This is a genomic window from Marinomonas gallaica, assembly GCF_001639745.1.
Lineage (GTDB): Bacteria > Pseudomonadota > Gammaproteobacteria > Pseudomonadales > Marinomonadaceae > Marinomonas > Marinomonas gallaica.
The window spans coordinates 1-271 of the sequence record NZ_LTAX01000076.1; the positions used below are offsets into that span (position 1 = coordinate 1).

Consider the following 271-nt stretch of genomic DNA (forward strand, 5'->3'; position numbering starts at 1 on the left):
GTGCAGGTGTAATAACACCAAAACTAAGAAAGGTCGCAGTTACCCAGCAGATACTAAACCGAATGAACATTAACATGTCTCAAGACAGCTTAAATTGAGAAAGTAGCACGTTCAATTTATTAGAAAGTGCAGAAAGTTGGCTGGATTGGTCCACCCCTTTTCGAGACTCTATCATAAACGAATCCGCCACTTCTCTAATAGCATCTGTGTTTCTTCCTATTTCATCGGTCACTGATGTCTGCTCTTCAGCTGCGGTGGCAATCTGAATAGA

General features: G+C 41.7%; 1 pseudogene. It reads right to left on the bottom strand.

Annotated features, from left to right (window positions below):
- Positions 1 to 79: 79 nt before the first annotated feature.
- Positions 80 to 271: pseudogene (locus AYW76_RS19455) on the bottom strand (methyl-accepting chemotaxis protein); the annotation flags it as partial.